Origin of the sequence: Synechococcus sp. W60.1 (assembly GCF_047461575.1) — a bacterium.
Taxonomy (GTDB): Bacteria; Cyanobacteriota; Cyanobacteriia; order Thermostichales; family Thermostichaceae; genus Thermostichus.
This window is the reverse complement of the sequence record NZ_JANSHL010000002.1, coordinates 375,401-397,261: the sequence shown is the minus strand read 5'-3', so window position 1 is coordinate 397,261 and position 21,861 is coordinate 375,401. Positions and strand designations below refer to the sequence as shown.

Below are 21,861 nucleotides of genomic sequence, written 5' to 3'. Positions count from 1 at the left end.
TACGCCGACTCCGACACCTACGCCGACTCCGACACCTACGCCGACTCCGACACCTACGCCGACTCCGACACCTACGCCGACTCCGACACCTACGCTGGGTGCCCCAGATTTTGCCAAGGCATTTAACCCCAACCCGGTAGAGCTCGTCCCTAATGCCAGAACAACTCTGACCTACACGATTACCAACACCGCTGCCCTGCCCCTGACTGGTCTAGCTTTTTCCGACGACTTGCCTAACGGTTTGGTCATTGCCAATCCCAATAACCTGAACAATGGCTGTGGGGGGACGGTGATAGCTCTACCAGCAACCACTTCCATCTCGTTGGTCAACGGCTCATTGGCAGCCAACGCTAGCTGCACCATCAGCCTGGATCTTCAGGTTACAGCCACGACACCGGGATCCCTGACCAGCCCCGCGGTAATCCTGGGCAGCGACCAAGCGCCTAATGCCACCGCTGAGGCTATCAACCTAACGGTAACGGTGCCAGCTCCCACCTTTACCATGGCCTTTGCTCCCAACCCGCTTGGCCCAATCGGCCCAGCTTTCGCTACCGGGAATGGAACTCTGACGTTTACAATAACCAACAACGCAGCCATTCCATTGACGGGCTTGGCCTTTAACCACACCTTGCCGGGAGCGCCGTCTTCTGGTTTGCAAGTTGCCGCTCCGGGGACTTTTACATCTTCGTGCGGCTCCCCCACTCTCACAGCCTCGGTGGGTGGGAACACCATTCAATTCACCGGAGGACAAGTGGCTGTCGGCGCAACCTGCACAGTGACCATCCCTGTCCAAACGGGACTTCTGACCTCATCCGGCACCCACGACTACCCCAACTCCCCGGTGACGTTGAACAGCACTGAGGCTGCCCCTGTTACAGCGGGGCCGGTAACCTGGACAGTTAAAGTGATGGTGATTTAGTCCTTCAAAAGCAGCTCGGCAATTTGAAGGGCGTTGAGGGCCGCACCTTTGCGGATTTGATCCCCGCATAGCCACAGCTCCAGGGCCTTGGGCTCGGAGATGTCCTGGCGGATGCGGCCCACCGCCACTTCATCCCTGCCGGCCACGTCGATGGGCATGGGGAAACGGTTTTGCTGCCAATCTTCGATGAGCACCACCCCTGGAGCTTGGGCCAAGATTTGCCGGGCTTTTTCCACGGGGAAGGGCTGTTCAAACTCCAGGTTGAGGGCCTCGGCGTGGGTACGCAGCACCGGCACCCGCACACAGGTAGCTGTCAGCCGCAGGTTGGGGGATCCCATAATCTTGCGGGATTCGTTGACCATTTTCATCTCTTCCTGGCAGTAGCCGTTCTCTTGCAGGGGGCTGTTGTGGAGGAAGAGGTTGAAGGCAATGGGGTAAGGGAACACCTGGGGCTGCAACGGCTGCCCCTGGAGGTAGGCGTGGGTTTGCTCTTGCAGCTCCACCATGGCGCGGGCCCCGGCCCCACTGGCCGATTGATAGGTGGCGGCCACCACGCGGCGCAGGGGGATGTGGCGATGCAGGGGGTAGATGGCCACGCACATTAGGATGGTGGTGCAGTTGGGATTGGCAATGATCCCTTGGTGACGGAAGGCTTCCTGGGGGTTGACCTCCGGCACCACTAGCGGAACATTGGGATCCAGGCGAAAGGCGCTGGAGTTGTCGATCAGCACCGCCCCCGCCTCGACGATGGGCTTGGCCCAGGCTTTGGAAACACTTGCTCCGGCAGAGGCCAGCACCAGATCCAGGCCCCGGAAGGCCGCTTCTGAAACCGGCTCAACCGGGATCCGCTCCCCCTTGAAGGTCAAATAAGTGCCCGCTGAACGGGGCGAGGCCAAAAGCTTGAGGTCGGCTACAGGAAAGTGGCGCTCTTCCAATAGCGTCAGCAGCTCCGTCCCTACTGCTCCTGTTGCTCCCAAAATGGCTACCCGTTGTTGCCGTGCCATGCTTTCTTGTCCTTAGGTTTTCCTAATTCTAGGGTTCCAGAGGTGGCTGTAATCGAGGCCAAAGCAGCCTGCACCTCTGCCAGCTCGACTTGATCGGTCAGCTCGGCCTGGCCGATGCGGCGGGGCAGAACGAAGCGAATCCGCCCTTGTTTCACCTTCTTGTCGGCCTGCATCGCCTGCAACACCGTCTCCCAAGGGATCCCGGCCGGCCACCGGCTGGGCAATCCTGCTTTCTCGATCAGGCGTCGTTGCCGCTCCGCCTCGGCGGCGCTCCACCAACCCAGGCGGCGGGCGATCTCCCCGGCAGCCACCATGCCGATGGCGACAGCTTCTCCGTGCAGATAGCGGCGGTAGCCGGTGGCAGCTTCTAGGGCATGGCCGAGGGTGTGGCCGTAGTTGAGGATGGCCCGCAGGCCCGCTTCTTTCTCGTCCTGCTGCACCACCCAGGCTTTGCACTCGGCAGAGCGCCGCAACAGATAGTGCAGATCGTCAGGGGCAAAGTCGGTGTAGCGGCTCAGTTGGGGTCGATCTTCCAAAAACTCAAATAGGTCGGCAGCCTGAATCACGCCATATTTGATCACTTCCGCTAGGGCTGAGGTAAACTCCCGCTGGGGCAGAGTCTGCAATAGCGTTGGATCAATCCACACCAGGCGCGGCTGATAAAACGCCCCGATCAAGTTTTTCCCCTGGGGATGGTTGACGCCGGTCTTGCCGCCGATGGCCGCATCCACCATGGCCAAAAGTGAGGTGGGCACCTGCACAAAAGGGATCCCGCGCAGCCAGGTGGCGGCAGCAAACCCCACCATGTCGCCAATGACCCCCCCTCCTAGCGCCACCAAGGTGGAGGAGCGCTCCAGGCCAAAGGCTAGGGCGGCGTCGTAGATCTTGGCCACCGAGCGCAGGGTTTTGTAGCGTTCGCCGGCAGGCAATAGGCAGAGGTGGGCGGCAAACCCCGCTTGTTGCAGCCCCTGCAGCAACTTCTCGGCAAAGTGTTTGGCAATGCCGGGATGGCTCACCACCAGAGCCTTGCCGGAAAGCCCTCTAGCTCGCATCTGGGATCCCAACTGGATCAGGCTGTGGCCGCTGGGGCCTTCCGCAGACTGGATGAGGATGTCGTAGGACTCTGTCCCGCTATCGTGAAAGGATCTGCTGGAGAGCTTGACAGGGATCAGATAGGGATCCATGCGTGTCGGTGCTGAGGGGGCGGGATCCAGTGTGGCATGTTCTGCTCCCGTCTGCCTGCTGCAGGCATTGTCCTTGGGGTCTGAAAGCCCAGGGGATCCTGCTAGGGGTTGGGGTCAACTGGCTGCGGCTCCGACTGGGGAGTGAGGGTTTCCAAATCCGGCAGAGCTGTTCCCGCCGGCGAGGCCGAGTCTTCCTGGGCCAAGTCCTGCAGGGCGGCTTGGGCCGGCTGAAATTGCGGATCCAGCTCCAGACAGCGCTGCAAGCTGGCTTGGGCGGCTGCTCGCTGGCCGGCGCGCAGTTGAATCAGCCCCAGGGTATGCCAAAAGGCGGGCCGCTGGGGATCCAGGTGCGTGGCCTGTTGGGCGTCTGCCAGGGCAGGTTCCAGCTTCCCCAATTTCAAGGCTTCCCAGGCGCGGTTGTTGAGGGCCACAGCATCTTCTGGGGTGAGCTGCAAAACCCGCGAGTAGGCTTGCACAGCTTGTTCGGGATCCCTCAGCTCGCTGTAGATCAACCCCAGGGCAAACCAGCCCCAGGGATCCCGTTCGTTGAGGTGGATCATCTGCTGGCAGGCGGCACGGGCTTCTTCCAGCCGGCCCAGGCGCCGCAGGCCGGTGATCTGGCCAAACCAGCAGGCAGAACTGCCGGGACGCTGCTGCACCAAGCGCTGGAAATGCCGTAGGCTGGCCTCATATTGCCCCAGCTCCTGCTGAGCTACCGCCAAGGCATAGCGGGCTGGAAAGTGCTCCGGCTTGATCTTGAGGGCTTCCTCGAAGTGGATACAGGCTTCTTTCAGGTAGCCCAATTTCTGGAAGGCCACACCGCGGGCGTACCAGCTTTTGTAGTTGTCGGCATCGTAGCGCAGAGCGCGTTCTAGGGCCTTGCTGGCCAGCCGATACTGCCCCAAGCGCAGCAGGGCCACCCCCAAGTTGTGCAGGGTGATGGGATCCCGGCGACGCAGCCGCAGCGAGCGCTTGTAACACTCGACAGCCGAGCGCAGCCGGTGGCAGTGGAAGAGGGCATTGCCTTGGTAGCGCCAAACCCGCGCACTTCTGGGGTTGAGCTTCAAAACCCGCGCAAAACTAGCCGCTGCCGAGCTGGGCCGCCGCAGCCGTCGCAACACGATCCCACGGGCCAGCCAGGTGCGGGGCTGCTTGGGGTTGTGGCGCAGCGCTTTGTTCAGGCTGTTCAGGGCCAGCTTAGACCGCTTCAGTTGCAGCAGGCGGATGCCGCGGTTATGCCAGGCCAGAGCATCTTCCGGGTTGCTCTCCAGCACCTTGTCGTAGTTAACCACCGCCGACTTGTACTGCCCCAGGCGCCCCAGAATCAGGGCCAGGCGCAGCCGGGTTTCTTCGTCGTAGGGGTTGATGCTCAGGGATCCGTTGTAGCTGTCCACCGCCTCGCGGTAGCGGGCCAGCTGCACCAGCACATCCCCACGGCGGCTCCAAGCCAGGGCGAAGTTGGGATCCATGTTCAGAGCCCGGTCGTAGGCGGCCAGGGCTTCCGTCAGGTTGCCGCGGCGACGCCAGTCTTCCCCCCGCTCGAATTGGATGTCGGCACTGTTCCACTGAAACAGCCGCTGAATGAACTGCAAAATGGCGATCTGACGCGCTCCTTCTTCTGGCGTGGCGGAGGGGGTTTCGCCTGTGGCAATGCGCAGGATGGCCATCTGGATGGCCCGCAAAAAGGCCTGAAATCCCCGCACCTCTTCATCTTCCAGGGACTCTTTCCCCTCACGGCGGCGGTATTGCAGCCGGAACCGCTGCAGATCCCCGGGGGCAGGGAAGCTGGGATCCAAAAAGTGCATTAGCTCCAAGGCGCGGTACTCAAACAGCACCGGATCCTCTTCTGAGCCGGTAAAATCCAGCAGGGGCGCCTCTTCCAGGGGGCGGGGTAGCTCAGTGGGGGTGTGCAGCAGCGTCAGCAGGCGCTGGTTTTGTCGTGCCGGGGCATGGGGAAACCCGCTGTACAGCTCATCCCTTGGCCAGGGATCGGCAACAAACTCTGGAGAGGCCACCACTCCCACCCAGCGGCATTGTTCGATGGCCAGTTGCAGCTCCAGCTTGCGGTTATCCCCCGGCTGCAGCATCCAGCGGTCAAACCAGACTTTGAAACCCTCGCGATCCAGCCGCTCCGCCAGTTGACGCGCCCACCGGGCTTGCTCTCGGTGGTAGCGCAAGAAAAGGTCGAACTTGTAATGCTCTGAAGACATGAACGCCCGCTCGCTGCTCTTCTCCAGCTTATCTTTGCGTTATCGCTGCGCGATGCTTTCACAAACGCAAACGCATTTGCTCCCCATCGGGTCTGGGGCAAGGAGCAAACGTAAACTACCCGACTCCGACCGCTAAGCGGTACGGAGCGGGCTTTCAGTAGCCCTGGGCCTGCTCTGCTCTACCAGAGAACAAAACAAGCCCGAACCTCTAGGCTGGTTTACAGCAGCCCCCAAGAGCGCAATCACATTCGCACCATTCAAATCCGCATCCCCTTCCCATCCACAGTGCCCACACTTGAACGACTTGCCACTGCGGTAGGACTTACCCTGCTCAGGGTGGATGTGTAAGCACCGGTGGCAGGTCTGCGACGTGTAAGCAGGCGGAACAAGAATCAGAGAAACCCCTGCAACCCTCGCCTTGTATTCCAGAAATTGACGTAGTTGGTAGAACGCCCAACTGTTGGCCCTGCGCCTTTCGGTTTTGCTGCGGGGTTGTTGATTGACTCTTTCCCGAATCCCTGTCAGGTCTTCCAGAGCGATAGCGCTGTTGGTAGCCTTTGCCCTAGAGACAATAGCTTTGGAGATGCGATGATTGACCCACGTTTGAAAGCGTCTCTCCTTGCCAGACAGCCGTTGCAACAGTTCTCTGCATCTGCGCCGCGAACTGCGGGTGCCCTTACTGGCCTTGCGCTGAAGAGACGCTCTTAACCGACAGTAGTGATCTCGGACTTTGTTCAGCTGCTGTCCATTCCAGTTGTCTCCTTCGGAGGTATGTGCAATGTCTCGCCGTCCCAGGTCAACACCAATCACCTTGTCGGTGTTCTGTTGCTTGGGGGGCTCTGCCTCGACACAAATCTGGATGGAGTAGGAGCCGTCCTTCCGCTGGACTAGGGTGGCCGATTTGGGGTTAGAGCCAGCCAGCATTCCCCTCTGGTAGTTGCCAATGGCTAGCTCAAAGCGTTCTCTTCCATCAACCGTGGCAAGCGACACTGTCCAGTCTTTCTCGCGAAACGAGAAGATACGTGCATCGTAGGTAACGAACCTACGCTTGAACTCTTTAACTGGACGGTTGCGCTGTCTCGCCACTTTGCGAGCGCCTGCCACCCGTCTGCAGACCTGCTGGGCCAGATTACTGGACAAGCCAAACCGAGCGCGAATCTGGTAATAGCAAAGGGATTGGAGTTTGACTGCGTTGACTACTTTTTCTGGTGTGTTTTGGTTGACCCAGTTCAACGCCTGCACAAAGGCATCCATTGTCGCATCCAACTTTGCGGCTTGCGACTGGGACACCTTGAGCTTGCAGGAGACGGTCAGGATTTGGCTCATGAGTTCATTGTACTTCATCAAAGCGCATTCCTCCCGACACCGACCCTACGGGTACAGTGCGGGGCTCCTGCGATTTCTAGCTGAATGGCGATGATGACCGGACAGCGATAGGCGATAGTTGGTGCAGGGCTTGAAAGGAGGGAGCACATGCTGGGTGGAGTTTTGGCGATTGCGGCCGCGATTGGCTTGGTGGTCTTGCTGTTGGAAGCGATTCGATATCGCTGCTGGGGATCCGTTCGCCGCTGGCAACCGGCAGTGGGGCTGGGCTTGGTGGCGTTGGCAGCGCTGGGGTGCTGGCTGGGTCAGTTGCCGGATCTGATCCCCCTGGCTTTGTTGTTGGGGGGCCTGGTGGGGGTGGGTTTACTGGGGTTGAGTGGCTGCGGTCGGGCCGGGCAAGGGCTGGTGGTGCTGTTGCTCAGTTTGGCGGCCTGGCAAAGTCTGGCTATCGGCTCCCCCAGTCGCATCGGCATTGCGGAGCAGCATGGAATGCTCTTTCTGTGGGGCTGCGGCCTGGGGATGGGCTTGGTGGGGATCCCTTTGCTGGGGGTCTTGGCCGCAGCGGAAGCCCTGTCGTTGCTGATGGCGCTGGGCCAGGGGTGGAGCGGCATTGCCGCCATAACCTGGGGATCTCGCCTGCTGGAGATGGGATCCCAGCCGGATCTCCCTTGGCAGGTGCTGTTGCCGGTGGGGCTGGCCGCCCTCAGCTTGGTGGCAGGCACTGTGCCGCTCTTGACCGCCTCAGAAGACTCCCCCGGGCTGCTGTCGGCAGTGGGGCATGGGGTGGGGTGGCTGGTAGCGTTGGCGCTGGCCTTGGCCTTGACCCGCAACGGCCTATACCAGGATCCCTTTTGGGCCTTGCTCTACGGGGCAGGGGTGCTGCTCTCGTGGGCCTTGCTTGCCTTGGAGAACCAGACGGGACGGGGGATCCCTGCGCCAGGGGAACCTGCTCATGTCAGCGGGCCGGAGGCTTTAGCCGGTCGCGTCAGCGTTGCCGAGCAACAAGGACGGCTGCTCTGGCGGGCCTGTGTGGGCCTAACGCTGGTGGGGGGAGGAGCGCGGCTGGCGTTGCGGCTGGGGGGATCCTACGGGGCGGCCCTCTTGGGGCTGGGATGTCTGGCTTTTCCCAGCCGTTGGGGGGCGATGGCAGCCCTCTTCTTGTCGGCCCGCCCTCTGCTGCAAAACCTGTTGCACCAGTTCAACCTGCAGGTTGCCGGGATCGACCTCACCCAGCCCTATGTGTCGGCGGCGCTGTACCTGGGCATGGCGGCCATGGCGCTGGCGGCGCTCCTGCACTGGCTGTATGGGCCAGACAAACCCCTGCAGACGGGGATCGCTCTGACGCTGGCCAGCCTGGCTCTGCCGGTGGGGGTGGGCTACTTCATTCACGCTCAGCCGCAAGCGGCCTTCCTGTTGGGAGCTTTGATGACTGCTTTGATCCTGGCGGCGCTGCAGCCCATCCTCCTGCAGCAGGAGGGAAGAGGGGCGGAATCTCTGGGGATCCGAGGTTTGGGCCTGGCTGTGCTTGCCATTCTGGGATCCAACCTCAGCCGCGATTGGACGGTAACCGGCTTCCATGCCACCCGCTGGGAACGGGCGCTGGTGCTGGCCGGGGTGGTCGGGATCCTGGCGTTGATTCTCCTGCTCTGGCAAGGCTGGAGCCTGTGGCAATCCAGGAGAATGCGCGCCCCTGCCCGCTGTTCGCGTTAGCGGTGCGGAGCACTCTGGTTGTGCGGAGATGAAACCCGTTCCCTTGGGCACCCTTGGCACCTGGCAAGGGATCCTCGGCCCAGAACAAACCGCTGAGGCTCTGGGCAACCCCGGTGTGAAGGTGATCGGATCCCCGGCTTTGTTGACGTTGATCGAGCGGTGCAGCCACACCACCTTGCAGCCCTTCTACGAGCCGGAGGAAGCGGCGGTCGGGATCCGCTTTGCCTTGGAACATCGGTCGGCAGCGGTGGCGGGGGATCCCTTGCAGGTTCGGGTCGAAGTCGTGGCCGTGGAGGGAAGACGCATTCAGTTTCAGGTGGAGATCACCCAGCAGGAGCGGCTGGTGATGCAGGGATCCTACACCTGCCTGGTGGTCGATTTGCCCCGTTTTCTGGCCCGCTATGGATTGACCGCGGAGGATCCCAGTCGGTGCTCAAGCTGTTCGCGTTAGCGGGACGGAGTCCTTTGGGATTGCTGCTGGCCGTCTTTGTGGGAACTCTCTTGTTCTGGCCTCAACGGCTCATCGTGTACTACCGCAAACCCTGGCAGGGCCCCCTTGCCTGGATCTGGAAATGGCACGGGTGGGGGGGGTGGACTGTGCGGGGCAGCCGCCGTGGCTGGGAATGGCGTTGGGGATCCCTGCGCCTTCGCGGCCGTTGGCCGGCGCAGCGGGGAGAACGTTGCTCCCCCAGAGATTGGCCCTACCTGTGGAAGCTGGGCAAGCAGCTCCACATCCAATCTTGGCAAGGAGGGGTGGAAATTGGCTTTGCCGATCCGGCTTTGACGGGGCAATGCTTGGGACTAATCGCCGCTCTACCCCCTCAGTTGGCCCAACACCTGCGCTTGACCTTCGCTCGCATCGGTTGGCACGGATGGGGATCCCTGGTGATCCGGTTGCGCGGCTGGCAGGTGCTGGGGTTGGCCTTGAAACTGGGGTGGCTCGCCCTATCGCGCCATCGGAAGGGATCCCCAGCAAAAATAGCCCATGGGACAGCTGGCGTCAGGAGCAAAGCGCTGGGGGGGGAACTGCAGCGCTGACGCGGTCAGGCCGGCTGCAGCGCCGGGCAGCAATTCAACAGAGGCATGACCTACCCGCCTCCCCCTTCGCCCTGGCCGTTGGTAGGGGTGGGGGCAGGTGCTGCAGGGATAATCGGCGGCACAATGTACTGGCGCAGGCAGCGTCGCTGCAGACAACTGCAAAACCAGATCCAAGCTTTGCAAGCTCCTGTTGTGGCGGCTCCTCGCGCTCTTCTGGCTCTTTCGGCTCCTCCTCCCGCCCTTCATCGGGGGGCAGCTCTTCTCGCCACTCTTCGGGCGGCTCCTCCCGTCGTTGCTAGACGAACTCAGAGGACAATCCCTTTCACGACAACAGAAGAGATCCCGGAGCTGTTCTGCTTAAGACCTAGGGAGTCGGTGTGGCAGAGGGGATGCGCAGCTCCACAGCCGTATCCAGGCGAGAGCGTGGGGGTGGGGCTTCTCCCTGAGCCAGTTCTAGGTACTGGGCCAGCGGGTGATGCTCCTTCCAGCGGGATCCCACCTCAGCAGCCATCTGGGTGACTTGGATTTGATAAAGCTGGGCCAGCTCGGCAGCATTGAGGTTGCTCCGCTCCACCTGATCGCGACTGGCCTCGGCCAAGACATCCGCCACCAGGTTGCCTTGCTCATCAAACCGCCACAGTTCCAGGCGGCTGCGGGAACGCAGGCTCAACTCCGTTGGCGAAGCCGGTCGGGTGAGGACATCGACGCGGGCGATGACGATGGCTTCCAGGCCCAGGTAATCGAAAAATTGGCCTACTGCTTCGGGCTTGCGGCGATCCCACTCAAACAGTTCGTAGATGGGCCAGCCCACCTTCTGCAAAATGGGCTGAATGCGACGGTTGTCCAGAGGCACCACCTTCTCGCCGTTGGGGATCAAGCCCAGACGCACCGCCTCTATGGCCAGGCGCTGGCCCAACAGTTGGGTATGCTCCAACCCTCCCACCCCCAAAATGCCAAGGCGACGGCGGGGTTGAGGCCGAATGGGCACCTGCAAAACCACATCCACAGGGGTGGTCAGGCCCCCTTGCAGGAGGATCTCCTGCTCTGCCTTTTCATAGTCGGGGTGCCACACCGTCAACATCCGGCGCCCGGCTGGGGCATGGTCTAGCTCAAAAGCGCCCCGCTCATCGGTTTGAATCGGCTGATTGGGGTTCTCCATGCCCTCCAACTGCACCTGTGCCCCCGCCACAGGTTGTCCCACGCTGTTGCTCACCTGCCCCACCAGCCGTGCTGTTCCCTGGGGCTGCCCTTTGTCTTGAAAGGGAAACAACGGCGTCAACCGTGGAATGGGGGTGGCCGGAGCCTGAGCCAGCGCTCCTGAAGTCAGTGCCAGCCAGCCGCAGAGGGCCAGACTGCCTGTTCGCGAGAGCGTCGCGTAGCGATAGCTGATCCTGCGCCGGAGAGGATGGAAGAAGAGAAGAGGCATGGCGAAGGTTGCATCCGGTAATAGCAGTCGGTTCTATTCTGCTTTGCGCCACTGACGGGTGCTGCAGGGATCCTCACCCCGAAAAGGGGTTGTTGGCTTGCCATTGTTGGACAAACACCGGCACCATGTTGCGCACCTGCAGCCGAAACAGGCCCGCTGCCGCATCTTCAAACATCGGATCCCCGCCCACATCATCCCGCCCATAGGCTTCGTAGTAGCGAGCCCGATCCCCAGGCCGATCCCTCTGCAAGTCCACCACCACCACCACCCCGCGGCTGCGCAGCTGGTTGGGGGTGAAGTTGGGAATTTCCACCGGCACCGTCGGGGCCACAAAGCGTAAGGCCGTATTCAGCAGAGAGTTGCCCTGGCGGTTGTAGTCCTGCGAGATCTGCATCTGGGTCAAGAGGATATAGCGCAATCCCAGGGCATCCCCGATCACCTTCAGCTTGGCCAAATCGGAGGTGTAGCGCTCATCCCGATCCAACAAAGTCAGGCCCTGGGTGAGGGGCAGAAGCGGCTCAAACCGGGGATCCGGCCCCAGAGGCCCCTTCAAGAGCAGTACCGGTCGCTGGGGCTGCAACTCCTTCAGGGCCATGCTGAGGTGGCGGGCCAGCTCATCCGAGTAAACGGGTTCATCGGGCAAAAGGCCAATGCCCTCCGGCTGGCGGGTCGGTTCCCCGGGCGGCAGACGAATATCCTGAGTGGAGACAAAGCCGGCCCGGACTTCCACCTGGGTGCTGGTCAGCGGAAAACCCGGCACCTCCACATCCACCAAATACAGGCCAGCCGGCAGTTCCGGCAGCACATAAGTGCCGTCGGCAGCAATGCGAACAGTTTGCTGGGGTTGGGTTGGCGTGGCGGCCAAGTGCAAAACCCCCGTCTGAACAGGTTGGCCGGCAATATCCAGCACCCGCCCGGTCACCACACCGCGGTTGCCTGGAGAGGGGACTCCCCCGTTCAGGACCTCTGTCCCGCCGTCGCCAACTTGAGCCTGAATATCCTGCAAACGGCGCAAAGCTGGGATCCCTGCTGCCACCACCCACAGATCCCGCTCCCCCAGCATCACCAGACCCGTCGGCTGTCCCTGCAGCCGCAGCGAGGCCACCAATCGCCCCGTCTGTAAATCCACCAGCTGCAGGCGGTCGCTATCGCGGGAGGTCACGTAAGCCCAACGTCCATCAGGGGAAAGGGCCAGCCGCGTCGGTCGCCAATCCAGGCCAACCCGCTGCAGGGCCTCGCCGCTGCGGCTCAGATCCAGCACTGTTAGATCTTGGCTGCCCGAGTTGAGCACCACCAAGCGTTGCCGTTCGGCATCCAAAGCCATCGCTTCCGGAGTATGACCGCCCCGCCAACGGGCCAACAGCTCCCCATTGTCCGGGTTGACCACCAGCAAGCTGAGGGGATCCTCCCCGGCTAGACCCACAAACAGGGATCCCCGCTCCGCATCGTAGGCCAGCGCCAAAGGGGGGCCGGGCATCGGCAAATTGCGGGCTTGCGGCTGCTCTGAGGGGTCGCTTTGGCGTTTGTGCTCCGCACCGCTGCTGCGAAGGGGAGCAGCCATCACCGCCAAACTCTGGGCAGAAGGCATGGAGGCGAAAACCCGCCCTGTGACCCCATCCACGGCAATATCCAAAACTCCCGCCGGCAACCCATAGGCCTGAATCAGCTCCCCCGTCAGCAGATCGAGGGCCACCAGCCCAGGGGCATTGGGGCCAGAGGCATAGACCACCTGCCGCGCCTCATCCACCCGCACCACACTGGGAGCAAACCCCACCGCCACCTGCCACAGGGGATCCCCGCTGGCCCCATCCAGCAGGGTCACGGCCTGCTCCTCCAACAGCCCAACCGCAACCCAGCCCCGATCCGGTACCCCATCGATGCGATCGGCAGAGCTGCGCAACGGCAAAAGCCAATCCCCCTCTGTCCTCAGGCCGTTCCCATCCGCAGAAAAGTTCCTCCCAGCAGAGGAAGAGCCTGCCTCCGGCGAAGGGATCCCTTGCCCCAACACAGGGGATCCCAGCCCCAGCACACCACTCAGCACAACCAGCCATTGCCACCGCATGGCCTTCTCCACTCCACAGTCGCGCCTACTTTGACTCAGGAGATCCTCGCCCAACCAGCATAGCCAACCCGACTGTCCGCTCGCTGTCAGCAAACCCAAACACATTTTGACAGGTTGCCCAGACGAACATAGAATGGATATTCGCTGGTTTTGTCAGGATCAACCATGAAGGTACGGCCTTCCGTCCGTCGGATCTGCGAAAAATGCCGGGTCATCCGCCGCCACGGTCGGGTGATGGTCATTTGTTCTTCCAACCCCAAGCACAAGCAGCGGCAGGGCTAGAGGGTCGATGGTGGGTGGGTTCAGCCTGCAACGGGAGACAGAGGCAAAGGCTTCCGACACAACCGAGCAAAACGTTGGCTAGACCTCTCGGTGAGCATGGATCCCAAGACCGGCATCTCTACAGCAACATTTCTCTGAATGAGGATCCCATCTCAGGCAGGCAACTCAATCCTTACTGGGCAAGTGTGTTCGAGTTGGTTTGACGAGTTGGTTTGATTTGAAAGGTACCCCTGACTATGGCACGGATTGCGGGAGTTGACATCCCCCGAGAAAAGCGAGTGGAGATTGCCCTCACCTACATTTACGGCATTGGGCTAACCCGCTCCCGCCAGATTTTGGCGAAGACCGGTATCAATCCGGATACTCGTACCCGCGACCTCACCGACGCTGAGGTGGCCGCCCTACGGACGGTGGTGGAGGGCGAATACCAGGTAGAAGGGGATCTGCGCCGCCAGGAGGCGATGAACATCAAGCGGCTGATCGACATCGGCACCTATCGAGGTCGTCGCCATCGCCTGGGTCTGCCCGTGCGTGGTCAGCGCACCCGCACCAACGCCCGCACCCGCAAGGGGGTCAGGAAAACGGTGGCCGGCAAGAAGAAAGCTCCCGCCAAGAAGTAGTCGCTGGACTTTGCGCGGAAGGCAAAAGTCTCCCACCATCCCGAATCTCAACCCCAAACAGTCGATTGCGAGGACACCTGGATCATGGCTCGGCAGCAACGGCGCGGACGTAAGGTTAAAAAGAACATCCCCAATGGGGTGGCCTACATTCAGTCCACCTTCAACAACACCATCGTCACCATCACGGATCCCAACGGCGATGTGGTGTCTTGGGCCTCGGCAGGTTCTACGGGCTTCAAAGGGGCCAAAAAGGGCACTCCCTTCGCCGCCCAAATGGCAGCAGAAAGTGCGGCGCGTCAAGCCATGGAGAACGGCATGCGCCAGATCGAAGTGATGGTGAGCGGGCCGGGAGCCGGTCGGGAAACCGCCATTCGCGCTCTACAGGCAACGGGCCTGGAAATTACTCTGATTCGAGATATTACCCCCATTCCCCACAACGGTTGCCGTCCTCCCAAGCGGCGGCGTGTCTGAAGGATCCCGCGTTGAGGGCTGGTCGAGCGTCTGTAGGGGGTTTTCTCCAGAGCTACGCCATGCCCCAGCGAAGGTCTGCCCAAGCGTGAGATGACCTCGAAGTTTCATCAGTTCTCCAAACGGATATCGAGCCAGACGGACGGGGCCACTATGATGATTCAAACCAGCCGAACCCTCCCCCACTCTCTCGGCAGCAAAGCGAGCTCAAGCGCTGTTGCTTACCAGACCGAGTGTGTTGAATCTCATCGGGATGATAACGGCGTTCACTACGGCAAATTTGCTCTGGGGCCACTGGAGCGCGGCCAAGGGATCACGGTGGGCAACGCTTTGCGGCGGGTGTTGCTCTCCAATCTAGAAGGGACGGCGGTGACCGCTGTACGCATTGCCGGGGTGACCCACGAGTTTTCCACGGTGCCGGGGGTGCGGGAAGACGTGATGGAGATCCTTCTGAACATGAAGGAGTTGGTGCTGCGCTCCACCGCTCCCGATACTCAGGTGGGCCGTTTGGTGGCTCAGGGGCCAGGGGAAGTCACCGCCGAGAAGCTGCAATTGCCCAGCGACGTGGAGGTGATCAACCCCCGTCACCACATTGCCACCCTGGCGGAAGGGGCAATTTTGGAAATGGAGTTCATGATTGGCCGAGGACATGGCTACCGCGCCGTCGATTACTCTGACAGCAAGGCGATGGCAATCGATTTTCTGCAGATCGACTCTGTCTTCATGCCGGTGCGCAAGGTGAACTACGCCGTGGAAGCAGCCCGGGTCGGCCAATCTTTGGAAAAAGATCGGCTAATATTGGAAGTCTGGACCAACGGCAGCCTCACCCCGCAAGAGGCCCTCAGCCAAGCCGCCCGCATTTTGGTGGGCTTGTTCTCGCCGCTGCAGGAGGTCAGCTTCGATACCCCTGTGCCGCCCCAGCCAGCCGAGGACAACCAGAAAAACCAGATCCCCATCGAGGAGCTGCAGCTATCGGTGCGGGCCTACAACTGCCTGAAGCGAGCTCAGATCAACACGGTGGCCGATCTGCTGGTCTACACCGAGGAAGATCTGCTGGAGATCAAAAACTTTGGCCAGAAATCTGCCGAAGAGGTGGTGCAGGCCTTGAAAAACCGCTTTGGTCTGACGCTGCCCCGCACCCGCGAAAAGGGCAAGGCGTAGGGTTCAGGTTCCGTCCAAAGTATCGGCACCGCCGGCACGACCGCGTCAAAACCCAAGGATCCCCGAAGACTGTAGGACAAAAGGCAGAGGTTACCATGCGCCACCGCCGTCGTACCCCCCACCTCAACAAGCCCGCCGACCAGCGCAAGGCCCTGATGCGGGCGCTGACCACGGCTCTGCTGCGGGAAGGGCGGATCACCACCACCAAAGCCCGCGCCAAAGCCATTCGGGCCACCACTGAGAAGATGATTACCCTGGCCAAAGAGGGATCCCTGGCGGCGCGGCGACAGGCGCTGGCCTACATCTACGACAAGGAGCTGGTGCGCTCCCTGTTTGAGCAGGCTCCTGAGCGCTACCGGGATCGGCCCGGTGGCTATACCCGCATCTTGCGCACCGTGCATCGGCGGGGGGATGGAGCAGAAATGGCGGTCATCGAGCTGGTGTAGCGGAAAGGGATCCATGCCGTACCGTCGCATTGCCCTGAGAATTCAGTACCTCGGCAGCAGGTTCTATGGCTGGCAGCGCCAGGCAGCCCGCCGTACCGTGCAAGGGGTGCTGGAGGAGGCGATTGCGTCGCGGGCGGGGCATCCGGTAACCCTCTATGGGGCCGGTCGCACCGATACGGGGGTTCATGCTGCAGGCCAGGTGGCCCACTTCGACACCACCTCCGGTATCCCTGCGGCGGAGTGGTCGAGGGTGCTGAACGACTGTCTGCCGGAAGATGTGGTAGTGCTGGCTTCTGCTCAAGTGCCTGACTCCTGGCACGCCCGCTTTTCGGCTCGCTGGCGCCGCTACCGCTACCTGATCCTGAACCGGGAGCGACCGGATGTGTTCTGGCGCCTCTTTAGCTGGCAAGTGCGTTGGCCTCTGCAGGTGGAGCCGATGGCGGAAGCCCTGAATTCCCTGCTGGGGGAGCACAGCTTGGAAGCCTTCCGGCGGCGGGGATCGGATCGGCCCCACTCGCGGGTACAGGTGCAGGAGGTGCTCTGCCAGCGGCTGGGGGACTTGATCAGCATCGAGGTGCAGGCCAGCGGCTTCCTCTACCGGATGATGCGGCTCTTGGTGGGATCCCTAGAGGTGGTGGGCCGGGGCCAGCTCAGCCCGGCACAGTTTGTCCACCTGTGGCAACACAACGACTGGAGCCAGATGCGCACCCGCTACAGCGCTCCTCCGCAAGGGCTGTGCCTGACGGATGTGGGCTATGCTGCGGATCCCTTCGGTCAACAGTTCGCCCACTCGCTGCCCTTTTGGGCCTTGCCCACAGAGCCTCCCTCCGCCCTCCGGTCGCCGGCTGCGTTGGCCCATTCCTGCGGTTGATCTGGGCGATCTCCAAGCTTGTCCTGATATGTTTCCTTGGCTGCCATGAACAAAACTCCCCTTCCCAACCCCGAAACTCTGGCGCCCCGCTGGTATCTGGTGGATGCTGCCAATCAGCGCCTGGGCCGCTTGGCCGCCGCTGTGGCCACCCTCTTGCGGGGTAAGCACAAACCGGACTTCACCCCTCACCTGGATACGGGGGACTATGTAATTGTGATCAACGCTGAGAAAGTGGTGGTCACTGGCAAAAAGCGCACCCAAAAGCTCTACCGCCGCCACTCTGGCCGTCCCGGCGGCATGAAAGTGGAAACCTTTGCCCAACTGCAGGCGCGCCTGCCGGAGCGGGTGGTGGAAAAAGCGGTCAAGGGAATGTTGCCCCACACCCGTTTGGGCCGGCGGCAATTCACCAAGTTGAAAGTTTATGTCGGGCCAAACCACCCTCATGAGGCCCAGCAACCCCAGGTTTATCCCCTCAACATGATCCCAGGAGCCAAAGCATGACTCAAGCGAGCAGCCAACGAGCCGTTTATTGGGGAACGGGACGCCGCAAAACCGCCGTTGCCCGCGTGCGTTTGGTGCCCGGCACGGGCAAAATCATCATCAACGACAGGCCGGGAGACCAGTATCTGCAGTATCAAGAAGCCCTGCTGGCCAGTGTGAAGGGGCCGCTGGAGATCCTTGGTCTGGAAAACTCCTACGATATTCTGGTGCGAGCCCATGGCGGCGGCGTTCACGGCCAGGCGGATGCGATCAAGCTGGGGGTGGCGCGCGCCCTCTGCGAGGTGGATCCGGCCAATCGCGGCCCTTTGAAAGTAGAGGGTTATCTGAAACGGGATCCGCGCGCCGTGGAGCGGAAGAAATACGGCCTGCGCAAGGCCCGCAAGGCTCCCCAGTACTCGAAGCGCTAGGGATCCCTGCCGTTGTTTTTAGAGGAAGATGTTGATAGACAAGGGTATAGAAACAGGCCCAGAGGAGGAGAGGGTTATGCCCAAGAAAGGATTGCACCCGCAGTGGTATCCAGAAGCCAAAGTCATCTGCAATGGCGAAGTGGTGATGACGGTGGGATCCACCAAGCCGGAGCTCAGGGTGGATGTTTGGTCGGGCAACCATCCCTTTTTCACCGGCAGCCAAAAGATCATCGACAGCGAAGGCCGGGTGGAGAAGTTCATGCGCAAATACGGCATGGGAGGTGGCAAAAAGGCCAAGTAGAGGTTCCCCCCTCCGGGTGTGGGCAACGCTTGGATCCCTGGGTATTGCGAATCTATGGCTTCTGCTCAACTGATCGACCAGCTTAAGAATGTTGAAGCCACCTTTCAGGAGCTGACGGTGCGCTTGGCCGATCCGGACGTGGCCACGGATCCAGCTGAGCTGCAGCGGATTGCCAAGGCCCGCTCCTCCTTGGAGGCCACCGTCCAGGCTTTTCACGACTGGCAAAAGCTGAATCGCGATCTGCAACAGACGGAAGAACTTTTGCGGGAATCGGCCTCCGACCCGGAGCTGGAGGCGATGGCAAGAGCGGAACTTGAGCAACTGCGGGCCCGCCAAGAACAACTGGAGGAAAAGCTCACCCTGCTGCTGCTGCCCCGGGATCCCAACGACGACAAGAACATCATGTTGGAGATTCGCGCCGGCACCGGTGGGGAGGAGGCGGCGCTGTGGGCGGCGGATCTGGCCCGCATGTACACCCGCTACGCCGAAAAGCTGGGCTGGTCGGTGCGTCTGGCGAGCCTCTCGGAAGGAGAGCTGGGGGGCTACAAAGAGGCGATCCTGGAGATTCAAGGGGATCAGGTGTACAGCAAGCTCAAGTTTGAAGCTGGCGTGCATCGGGTGCAGCGGGTGCCCGTCACCGAAGCGCAAGGCCGTGTCCACACCTCGACGGCCACGGTGGCGGTGATGCCAGAGGTGGACGAGGTGGAGGTGGTCATCGACCCGAAAGACATCGAAATCAAAACGGCACGTTCCGGGGGGGCAGGCGGCCAAAACGTGAACAAGGTGGAGACGGCGGTGGATCTTCTCCACAAGCCCACCGGGATCCGGGTGTTTTGTACCGAGGAGCGTTCCCAACTGCAGAACCGCCAGCGGGCCATGCAGATTTTGCGGGCCAAACTCTACGAGATGAAGCTGCAGGAGCAACAGGCCTCCATCAGCTCTGCTCGGCGCATGCAGGTGGGAACGGGATCCCGCTCGGAAAAAATTCGCACCTACAACTACAAGGACAACCGCGTTACCGACCACCGCCTCAACCAGAATTTCCCTCTGCAGCCCATCTTGGATGGGGAGCTGGACGACTTGATCCAAGCTTGTATTGGCCTTTACCAAAAAGAGCTGTTGGCGGAGCTATCCTAGGCCAAACTGAGTTACCGCCAGCGAATGGGATCCCTTCTCGAGGACCTTTCCTCTGCCGAGCTAGCGGTAGAATAAATACCCACGTCGAGTGCCTAAACCCCCATGCTGGCCGAATACCGCCAACACGCCGCTGCCCGCGAGGCCAAGGGATCCCGCCGCTGCCCTTAAACGCTGCCCAGACCAGCCAGGTGTGCGAGCTCCTGAAGGCCCGCCTGCCGGCGAAGAAGCCTTTTTGTTGCACCTCTTAACAGAGCGCGTCCCGCCGGGGGTCGATGAAGCCGCCTATGTGAAAGCGGGCTTTTTGGCCGCTGTGGCCAAGGAGGAGGTTGAATCCCCGTTGGTCACTCCCCTGCGGGCGGTGGAGCTCTTGGGCACCATGCTGGGGGGCTACAACGTCCAGGTTTTGCTGGATCTGTTGCGGGATCCCCGGAGTGAGATTGCAGCGGCAGCAGCCCGCGCCCTCAGCCACACCCTGCTGGTTTTCGATGCCTTTCACGACGTGCTGGAGCTGAGCCAGTCCGGCAATGCCTATGCCCAACAGGTGATCGAGTCCTGGGCCAAGGGCGAATGGTTTACCGCCAAAGCTCCCCTGGCCGCAGCAATCACTGTAACAGTGTTCAAGGTTGCCGGCGAGATCAACACCGATGACCTTTCCCCCGCCGCCCACGCCACCACCCGCCCGGATATCCCCCTCCACGCCCAAGCCATGCTGGAGTCCCGCGCTCCGGGATCCCTGGTTACCATTGCCGAGCTGAAGCGCCGCGGCCATCCCGTTGCCTTTGTGGGGGATGTGGTGGGCACGGGATCCTCCCGCAAATCCGCCCTCAACTCGCTGCTCTGGCACATCGGCCACGACATTCCCCATGTGCCCAACAAGCGGGCTGGGGGGGTGATCCTGGGGGGCACCATTGCGCCCATCTTCTTCAACACCGCCGAAGATGCCGGGGCCTTGCCCATCCAGTGCGATGTCTCCCGCCTGGAAACCGGCATGGTGGTTACCATTTGCCCCTACGAAGGCGTGATCCGCTCTGAGGCCGGCCAGGTTCTCTCCACCTTTTCCCTGCGGCCCGTGACCCTCCCCGACGAAGTGCGGGCGGGGGGACGTATTCCCCTGTTGATTGGCCGTGCCCTCACCGACAAAACCCGCCAAGCCTTGGGTTTGCCTCCCTCGACCTTGTTTATCCGCCCCACTCCACCGGCAGACACCGGCAAAGGCTATACCCTAGCGCAAAAAATCGTGGGCAAAGCCTGTGGGCTGCCAGGCGTGCGCCCGGGCACCAGTTGTGAGCCCCTCATTACCACGGTGGGATCCCAGGACACCACCGGCCCCATGACCCGCGATGAGCTGAAGGAGCTGGCCTGTCTGGGCTTCAACGCCGACCTAGTGCTGCAGAGCTTTTGCCACACCGCCGCCTATCCCAAGCCGGTGGACATCCAGATCCACAAAGAGCTGCCCGACTTTTTCGCTTCCCGCGGGGGCGTTGTCCTGCGTCCCGGCGATGGCATTATCCACTCCTGGCTCAACCGCATGCTCCTGCCGGATACCGTCGGCACCGGGGGCGACTCCCACACCCGCTTCCCCTTGGGGATCTCCTTCCCGGCGGGATCCGGTCTGGTGGCCTTTGCCGCCGCCATGGGGGTGATGCCCTTGGACATGCCGGAATCGGTGCTGGTGCGCTTTAAGGGGGAACTGCAGCCGGGGATCACCCTGCGGGACATTGTCCATGCCATCCCCTACGTGGCCATTCAGAGGGGGCTGCTCACCGTTGAGAAAAAAGGCAAGAAAAACGTCTTTGCCGGGCGCATCATGGAAATCGAGGGCCTGCCGCATCTGAAGGTGGAGCAGGCCTTCGAGTTTACCGATGCCTCGGCAGAGCGCAACTGTGCCGGCTGTACCATCCAGCTGAGCCTCGAGACGGTCTCAGAATATCTGCGCTCCAACGTGGTGCTGCTGAAAAACCTGATCGCCCGCGGCTATCAGGATGCGAGAACCTTGCTGCGGCGCATCGCCAAAATGGAGGCCTGGCTGGCCAACCCCACTCTCCTGGAGGCGGATGCCGACGCTGAATACGCCGAAGTCATCGAAATCGACCTCAGCACCATCACCGAGCCAATTGTCTGTGCCCCCAACGATCCCGACAAGGTGATGACCCTGAGCGAAGTCCATGCCCAACACGCCGCCGGCAACCCCGATACGCCGATCAAGATTGACGAAGTTTTCATCGGCTCCTGCATGACCAACATCGGCCACTACCGCGCCGCCGCCAAAATCCTGGAAGGCCAAGGGCGGGCCAAGGTGCGCCAATTCTGGATCTGTCCGCCCACCCGCATGGATGAGGCACAACTGCGCTCGGAAGGCGTATACGGCATCTTTGCTGCCGCCGGGGCCAGAACGGAAATGCCGGGATGCAGCTTGTGTATGGGCAACCAAGCCCGCGTGGAAGACGGGGCCACCGTCATGTCCACCTCCACCCGCAACTTCAACAACCGCATGGGCAAAGACGCGCGGGTTTATCTGGGATCCGCCGAGCTGGCCGCCGCCTGCGCCCTTTTGGGCCGGATCCCTACCCCTGAGGAGTACCGAGAGATCGTCTCCACCAAGATCCAGCCCTTTGCCGGCGAGCTGTACCGCTACCTCAACTTCCACGAGATCCCTGGCTTTGAGGAAGAAGGACGGGTCATCCCCCCCGAGCAAATGCCCAAGATCGAGGATTTGCTCGGGATCCGTTCTTGAGCAGGGTGGAGTAGGATTCCAAATCTGCCCTGGGTCGCCCTGATACCATGGCAGGGA

General features: G+C 61.6%; 20 protein-coding genes and 1 pseudogene. 15 read left to right on the top strand and 6 right to left on the bottom strand.

Annotated features, from left to right (window positions below; all coding sequences use genetic code 11):
- The first annotated feature begins 229 nt into the window (after positions 1 to 229).
- Positions 230 to 919, top strand: coding sequence for a hypothetical protein (locus tag NW805_RS03920; RefSeq protein WP_414421693.1), 690 nt, complete (start codon positions 230 to 232; stop codon positions 917 to 919).
- Here NW805_RS03920 and NW805_RS03915 read toward each other — a convergent pair.
- The 4 genes from NW805_RS03915 to NW805_RS03900 all read right to left on the bottom strand — a co-directional run bounded on the left by NW805_RS03915 (position 916) and on the right by NW805_RS03900 (position 6,643).
- On the bottom strand, positions 916 to 1,923 hold the full coding sequence (locus tag NW805_RS03915) for an aspartate-semialdehyde dehydrogenase (RefSeq protein ID WP_414421692.1): 1,008 nt from the start codon (positions 1,921 to 1,923) through the stop codon (positions 916 to 918). The two genes, NW805_RS03920 and NW805_RS03915, sit on opposite strands and share 4 nt — an antisense overlap.
- Positions 1,902 to 3,107, bottom strand: coding sequence for a 3-dehydroquinate synthase (aroB, locus tag NW805_RS03910; protein ID WP_414421691.1), 1,206 nt, complete (start codon positions 3,105 to 3,107; stop codon positions 1,902 to 1,904). Before aroB ends, NW805_RS03915 begins: the two co-directional genes overlap by 22 nt.
- A 101-nt stretch (positions 3,108 to 3,208) precedes the next feature.
- The gene (locus tag NW805_RS03905; RefSeq protein WP_414421690.1) at positions 3,209 to 5,317 is read right to left on the bottom strand and encodes a tetratricopeptide repeat protein; all 2,109 of its coding nucleotides are present in this window, start codon (positions 5,315 to 5,317) and stop codon (positions 3,209 to 3,211) included.
- A gap of 132 nt (positions 5,318 to 5,449) precedes the next feature.
- Positions 5,450 to 6,643: an RNA-guided endonuclease InsQ/TnpB family protein gene (locus NW805_RS03900; RefSeq protein WP_414421707.1), complete on the bottom strand. Its 1,194-nt coding sequence runs from the start codon at positions 6,641 to 6,643 to the stop codon at positions 5,450 to 5,452.
- 147 nt (positions 6,644 to 6,790) lie between these two features.
- On the opposite strand from NW805_RS03900, the gene NW805_RS03895 reads away from it, so the two are divergent.
- The 3 genes from NW805_RS03895 to NW805_RS03885 are packed head-to-tail and all read left to right on the top strand — an operon-like array spanning position 6,791 to position 9,388.
- Positions 6,791 to 8,350 carry a hypothetical protein gene (locus NW805_RS03895; protein ID WP_414421689.1) on the top strand — a complete coding sequence of 520 codons (1,560 nt, stop codon included), beginning with the start codon at positions 6,791 to 6,793 and terminating at the stop codon, positions 8,348 to 8,350.
- 28 nt (positions 8,351 to 8,378) lie between these two features.
- Positions 8,379 to 8,801, top strand: coding sequence for a thioesterase family protein (locus NW805_RS03890; protein ID WP_414349783.1), 423 nt, complete (start codon positions 8,379 to 8,381; stop codon positions 8,799 to 8,801).
- Positions 8,780 to 9,388 (top strand): hypothetical protein, encoded by a 609-nt coding sequence (locus NW805_RS03885; protein ID WP_414421688.1) that lies wholly within the window; start codon positions 8,780 to 8,782, stop codon positions 9,386 to 9,388. The genes NW805_RS03890 and NW805_RS03885 overlap by 22 nt, the downstream gene beginning before the upstream one ends.
- Before the next feature lie 364 nt (positions 9,389 to 9,752).
- On the opposite strand, the gene NW805_RS03880 is transcribed toward NW805_RS03885, so the two are convergent.
- Both NW805_RS03880 and NW805_RS03875 read right to left on the bottom strand, forming a co-directional pair.
- Complete coding sequence (locus NW805_RS03880; RefSeq protein WP_414421687.1) at positions 9,753 to 10,814, bottom strand: carboxypeptidase-like regulatory domain-containing protein; 1,062 nt, start codon at positions 10,812 to 10,814, stop codon at positions 9,753 to 9,755.
- A gap of 73 nt (positions 10,815 to 10,887) precedes the next feature.
- Positions 10,888 to 12,876, bottom strand: a complete 1,989-nt coding sequence (locus NW805_RS03875) for a carboxypeptidase regulatory-like domain-containing protein (RefSeq protein ID WP_414421686.1) — start codon at positions 12,874 to 12,876, stop codon at positions 10,888 to 10,890.
- Between the two features lie 165 nt (positions 12,877 to 13,041).
- Here NW805_RS03875 and rpmJ point away from each other — a divergent pair, with 165 nt between their 5' ends.
- From rpmJ to acnB, 11 genes and pseudogenes are all read left to right on the top strand, one after another.
- Positions 13,042 to 13,158 carry a 50S ribosomal protein L36 gene (gene rpmJ, locus NW805_RS03870; protein ID WP_011433187.1) on the top strand — a complete coding sequence of 39 codons (117 nt, stop codon included), beginning with the start codon at positions 13,042 to 13,044 and terminating at the stop codon, positions 13,156 to 13,158.
- A 236-nt stretch (positions 13,159 to 13,394) separates the two neighbouring features.
- A complete protein-coding gene (gene rpsM / locus NW805_RS03865; protein ID WP_011433188.1) occupies positions 13,395 to 13,778 on the top strand; it encodes a 30S ribosomal protein S13 in 384 nt (127 codons plus the stop codon).
- An 84-nt stretch (positions 13,779 to 13,862) separates the two neighbouring features.
- Entirely contained in the window at positions 13,863 to 14,249 is a 387-nt protein-coding gene (rpsK, locus tag NW805_RS03860; protein ID WP_011433189.1) for a 30S ribosomal protein S11, read from the top strand.
- 150 nt (positions 14,250 to 14,399) lie between these two features.
- Complete coding sequence (locus NW805_RS03855; RefSeq protein WP_414421685.1) at positions 14,400 to 15,407, top strand: DNA-directed RNA polymerase subunit alpha; 1,008 nt, start codon at positions 14,400 to 14,402, stop codon at positions 15,405 to 15,407.
- Between the two features lie 95 nt (positions 15,408 to 15,502).
- Positions 15,503 to 15,853 (top strand): 50S ribosomal protein L17, encoded by a 351-nt coding sequence (gene rplQ, locus NW805_RS03850; RefSeq protein WP_011433191.1) that lies wholly within the window; start codon positions 15,503 to 15,505, stop codon positions 15,851 to 15,853.
- A gap of 13 nt (positions 15,854 to 15,866) precedes the next feature.
- On the top strand, positions 15,867 to 16,724 hold the full coding sequence (truA, locus tag NW805_RS03845) for a tRNA pseudouridine(38-40) synthase TruA (RefSeq protein ID WP_414409114.1): 858 nt from the start codon (positions 15,867 to 15,869) through the stop codon (positions 16,722 to 16,724).
- 45 nt (positions 16,725 to 16,769) lie between these two features.
- Positions 16,770 to 17,225 carry a 50S ribosomal protein L13 gene (gene rplM / locus NW805_RS03840; protein ID WP_414421684.1) on the top strand — a complete coding sequence of 152 codons (456 nt, stop codon included), beginning with the start codon at positions 16,770 to 16,772 and terminating at the stop codon, positions 17,223 to 17,225.
- Positions 17,222 to 17,632, top strand: coding sequence for a 30S ribosomal protein S9 (gene rpsI, locus NW805_RS03835; RefSeq protein ID WP_011433194.1), 411 nt, complete (start codon positions 17,222 to 17,224; stop codon positions 17,630 to 17,632). The genes rplM and rpsI overlap by 4 nt, the downstream gene beginning before the upstream one ends.
- 76 nt (positions 17,633 to 17,708) lie before the next feature.
- Positions 17,709 to 17,933, top strand: coding sequence for a 50S ribosomal protein L31 (gene rpmE / locus NW805_RS03830; protein WP_414351133.1), 225 nt, complete (start codon positions 17,709 to 17,711; stop codon positions 17,931 to 17,933).
- Between the two features lie 54 nt (positions 17,934 to 17,987).
- On the top strand, positions 17,988 to 19,070 hold the full coding sequence (prfA, locus tag NW805_RS03825; RefSeq protein ID WP_011433196.1) for a peptide chain release factor 1: 1,083 nt from the start codon (positions 17,988 to 17,990) through the stop codon (positions 19,068 to 19,070).
- A 102-nt stretch (positions 19,071 to 19,172) separates the two neighbouring features.
- Positions 19,173 to 21,804: pseudogene (gene acnB / locus NW805_RS03820) on the top strand (bifunctional aconitate hydratase 2/2-methylisocitrate dehydratase).
- Positions 21,805 to 21,861: the final 57 nt, after the last annotated feature.

Coding starts and splice junctions, on each gene's coding strand:
- NW805_RS03905 (WP_414421690.1), bottom strand. CDS start 5,317: ATGTCTTCAGAGCATTACAAGTTCGACCTTTTCTTGCGCTACCACCGA.
- rpmJ (WP_011433187.1), top strand. CDS start 13,042: ATGAAGGTACGGCCTTCCGTCCGTCGGATCTGCGAAAAATGCCGGGTC.
- rpsK (WP_011433189.1), top strand. CDS start 13,863: ATGGCTCGGCAGCAACGGCGCGGACGTAAGGTTAAAAAGAACATCCCC.
- NW805_RS03890 (WP_414349783.1), top strand. CDS start 8,379: ATGAAACCCGTTCCCTTGGGCACCCTTGGCACCTGGCAAGGGATCCTC.
- rplM (WP_414421684.1), top strand. CDS start 16,770: ATGAACAAAACTCCCCTTCCCAACCCCGAAACTCTGGCGCCCCGCTGG.
- NW805_RS03895 (WP_414421689.1), top strand. CDS start 6,791: ATGCTGGGTGGAGTTTTGGCGATTGCGGCCGCGATTGGCTTGGTGGTC.
- aroB (WP_414421691.1), bottom strand. CDS start 3,107: ATGGATCCCTATCTGATCCCTGTCAAGCTCTCCAGCAGATCCTTTCAC.
- rplQ (WP_011433191.1), top strand. CDS start 15,503: ATGCGCCACCGCCGTCGTACCCCCCACCTCAACAAGCCCGCCGACCAG.
- rpsI (WP_011433194.1), top strand. CDS start 17,222: ATGACTCAAGCGAGCAGCCAACGAGCCGTTTATTGGGGAACGGGACGC.
- rpmE (WP_414351133.1), top strand. CDS start 17,709: ATGCCCAAGAAAGGATTGCACCCGCAGTGGTATCCAGAAGCCAAAGTC.
- prfA (WP_011433196.1), top strand. CDS start 17,988: ATGGCTTCTGCTCAACTGATCGACCAGCTTAAGAATGTTGAAGCCACC.
- rpsM (WP_011433188.1), top strand. CDS start 13,395: ATGGCACGGATTGCGGGAGTTGACATCCCCCGAGAAAAGCGAGTGGAG.
- NW805_RS03915 (WP_414421692.1), bottom strand. CDS start 1,923: ATGGCACGGCAACAACGGGTAGCCATTTTGGGAGCAACAGGAGCAGTA.
- NW805_RS03855 (WP_414421685.1), top strand. CDS start 14,400: ATGATGATTCAAACCAGCCGAACCCTCCCCCACTCTCTCGGCAGCAAA.
- NW805_RS03875 (WP_414421686.1), bottom strand. CDS start 12,876: ATGCGGTGGCAATGGCTGGTTGTGCTGAGTGGTGTGCTGGGGCTGGGA.
- truA (WP_414409114.1), top strand. CDS start 15,867: ATGCCGTACCGTCGCATTGCCCTGAGAATTCAGTACCTCGGCAGCAGG.
- NW805_RS03900 (WP_414421707.1), bottom strand. CDS start 6,643: ATGAGCCAAATCCTGACCGTCTCCTGCAAGCTCAAGGTGTCCCAGTCG.
- NW805_RS03880 (WP_414421687.1), bottom strand. CDS start 10,814: ATGCCTCTTCTCTTCTTCCATCCTCTCCGGCGCAGGATCAGCTATCGC.